This window comes from Alkalibaculum bacchi, assembly GCF_937875145.1.
GTDB classification, from domain to species: domain Bacteria; phylum Bacillota; class Clostridia; order Eubacteriales; family Alkalibacteraceae; genus Alkalibaculum; species Alkalibaculum bacchi_A.
Genome location: NZ_CALNCS010000113.1, coordinates 1 through 3363 on the forward strand (window position 1 = coordinate 1; position 3363 = coordinate 3363).

The 3363-nt window shown below is 34.6% G+C and carries 3 protein-coding genes; 1 reads left to right on the forward strand and 2 read right to left on the reverse strand.

Going from position 1 to position 3363, the window contains the following annotated elements; genetic code table 11:
- Positions 1-91 precede the first annotated feature (91 nt).
- Entirely contained in the window at positions 92-1204 is a 1113-nt protein-coding gene (locus Q7P22_RS07530; protein WP_303862627.1) for a GIY-YIG nuclease family protein, read from the reverse strand.
- 362 nt (positions 1205-1566) lie between these two features.
- Between Q7P22_RS07530 and Q7P22_RS07535 the strand changes: the two genes are divergently transcribed.
- Entirely contained in the window at positions 1567-2259 is a 693-nt protein-coding gene (locus Q7P22_RS07535) for a DUF554 domain-containing protein (RefSeq protein ID WP_303862629.1), read from the forward strand.
- A 233-nt stretch (positions 2260-2492) separates the two neighbouring features.
- Here Q7P22_RS07535 and Q7P22_RS07540 read toward each other — a convergent pair whose 3' ends face one another.
- On the reverse strand, positions 2493-3140 hold the full coding sequence (locus tag Q7P22_RS07540; protein ID WP_113921123.1) for an HAD family phosphatase: 648 nt from the start codon (positions 3138-3140) through the stop codon (positions 2493-2495).
- Positions 3141-3363 lie beyond the last annotated feature (223 nt).

Here is a 3363-nt window from a genome sequence, read left to right on the forward strand (position 1 = left end):
AGAATGACAAAGCAGGAGCTTGGGTCTTTAGATTCTTCGCTTGCTCTAGGATGACGTGGTGGGAGCTAGGGGTTAAATATAAAATTTTGAGCTAACTTAAATCACTATTTAGATTACTTGACAAGCTTATAGCTTGTTCTAAAAGCTTTGCAACCCCTTCATCCAGTTTTGTTTGATTTTTAGTATTAAGCCAATCATCATGAATTTCGATAGTTTTACTACTTTTTTTGTTTATATAACTATAAATAATCTGAGTTTCGTCTAGATTATCTTTATTTAGAATAATACTTGGGCTTGCCTCATCTTCAGTAAAACAAGATAAAATATTCGTCTTAATATCTTCATGAATTTGTTCTTGATTTTGGTGACTAAAAAGATATCTTTTGCTAAAAAGCATAGCATTTCCCTGAATGAGAAAGAGCTTCAAACCACCTTCTATATCTTCAATCATCCCTATCTTTTTGTTCTCTTTCGCAAAATCAACTATTTTTTCTTTGCTTATGAGATAATTTACAGAATTTAATATTTCTTTATACTTTGCTGCCGCTTCAAAATGTTGGGCCATAGACTCTGATCGCATCTTTTCTTTAAGCTCTTCTAAAATGCTGGTATCTGTTCCCTCTAATAATGAGATCATCTTTTCTACTCTTCTTTTGTATTCATCTTTTGCCTTATCTTTATAGCACATCCCCAAACATTTTCCTAATGAGTAATTTAAACAAAGACGATTATTTATAGATGGATTACTGCACAAGATTTGATAATACGCTTTGATATCTTCTAAGGCTTTTTCAACGGTATTTTTGCTCGTATAAGGACCAAACAAAAGATCTTCTTCTTTAGCAATTGGATTTCTTGTATTTTTAATTGTAGGAAGAGGATTATCTTTTTGGACGAGAATATAAGTATAAGACTGCGTTCGATTCATCTGGCTATTGTACATTGGCTTATATTCTTTAATGAGTCTGCATTCAAGAAGTAGGGCCTCAAATTCCGTATCTGTAAGGCGATACTCAAAATCTTTTAAATGTTTTATTAGTTTTTCTACCTTTGATGAATGAGATTTTGAATTCTGAAAATAGTTCCCTACTCTTCTCTTTAAATTCCTTGCTTTTCCCACATATATAATATTGTTTAAAGAATCTTTGTACAAGTATACTCCTGGTGTGGACGGTAAGTTCTTTATCTTTTCTTTTAAGTTCATTAAAATACTCCTATGCTTCGGTGATATGTAGTATTTTATCACGTCACTAACAAATATTAAACGATTGTTGAACAGTAGTTAAATCATAATTGAACAATTACTTTTTTTATAAACGAAAAGACGAGAATGCATATATGCAGTCTCGCCTTCATATCCATTCGATTATTATAGGGGGATAATCGTAATGATATATTTATTATATGCTAAAAACCTTAAATAAATCTTAAATTTATCCCATCTTAAAACTTTTTTGACATTTTATTACTTTGTTAATAATTATGCAAAACAATTATTATATTGCTCACATTTTGGAAATCCGTTATGATATTAGGTATATGTAAATGAAGAAAGGAGAACAAAATATGATAGGTGTTCTCGTCAACACAGCTACAGTAATTATTGGTAGCCTTATTGGATTATTGTTAAAAAAGGGAATTCCCGAAAAATTTACAGATGCAGTTATGATTGGTATTGGTTTATGTACTGTATACATAGGAGTATCTGGTGCTTTACAAGGTGAGAACACTTTAATTCTCATTATTTCTATAGTCATTGGTTCTATTATTGGGACAGGTATTGATTTAGACCAGAAAATTAGTAATCTTGGTCAATGGGTTGGAAATCGCTTCAGAAAAACGGAAGGTAATTCTCATTCTGTAGCAGAGGGATTTGTCACTGGTTGCCTCTTCTTTTGCATTGGCGCTATGACTGTAGTAGGTTCTTTGAATGCAGGCTTAACAGGAGACAACGAAATGCTCTTTACAAAATCACTGTTGGATTTTATTGCCTCTGCTATGCTCTCCGTTAGCCTAGGCATCGGCGTTTTGTTCTCTGCAGCTTTCGTCTTTGCTTTTCAGGGTTCCATTGTCTTGCTGGCTGGTTTTTTACAACCTATTCTTACAGATGCTGCCATTGCAGAAATAACCTGCGCAGGATCTTTGATGATTTTAGCATTAGGCTTAAACATTATAGGCATTACAAAAATCAAAGTAGCAAATTATCTCCCCGCAATAGTCGTAGCCCCTATTTTAAATTGGATGCTAAGCTTGTTTTAGCGTTCCTAGCTATATATGTGAGATTCTTACTGTGCCCGAAGCGCACGCGGCGCCATTCAGAGCGAATCTCACTTAGCCTCATTTGAAAACAAATTCATCTTCTATTTGTACATATTTTTATATGTCTATATAATTCCTAGAGATCCTTCGTCCTATCGCTTCAGCATGACGTGGGGTGTTAGCTTGGGCTTAAGATTCTTCGCTAGCGCTCTAGAATGACTGGGAGAGTTGCTTTAGAATTTAAAAAGTTTACAAACCTCTTTCATATCTTGAATGACAACATCTGCCACTGACAGGTCTTGCGCTCCAGAATTAGGATTTTGGTATCCTATTGTGTACATACCCGCTGCTTTTGCGGAGCGAACGCCAGCATTAGCATCCTCTATTGCCACACAATCTATAGGACTAATTCCTATTTGCTCTGCTGCTTTTAAATAAATATCTGGGTGGGGTTTACTTCTTTCTAATTCTTCACCACTTACGATGATCGTAAAGTATTTTAACAAATCAAAATTATTTAAGACCATTTCAATAAAGTATCTAGGCGAAGAGGAAGCTAGACCGAGCTTAAGACCATTGTCGTATAAGTATTGAATGAGCTCTATGGTACCAGAAACAGAAACCATACTTTCTTTATTAAATACCACTAATCTTTTTTCATCTTGCCTCTTTAAAAATTCATCTCTACTTACATTAATGGAAAATTCATTAATTAAAGAGTCCACCATTACGTGATCTGCAACACCTATATACTTATCCATATCACTTAAGGTAATTTCTACTCCAAAATCTTTAAGCGTTTCAATCGTACACTGACAATGTAACGGTTCACTGTCAATAATAACTCCGTCCATGTCAAAGATGATGCCCTTTTTTTTCATATGCAATTTTCTCCTTTTACTTTGTCCATTAGTCGCTAGTTATTAGTTTTTAGTCACTAGCATTTGGGTATTCCTTTTGGGTCAAGATCCTTCGCTTGCGCTCAGGATGACTGGGCAGAAACTAGGGTCAAAAGTAGGACTTTTCTAGTATACAAGAAAGTGCCTTTGGCACTTTAGCTACTAGCAGCCAGGCTTCAGTCACCAGTGCTAGGGTCAAGTCTTA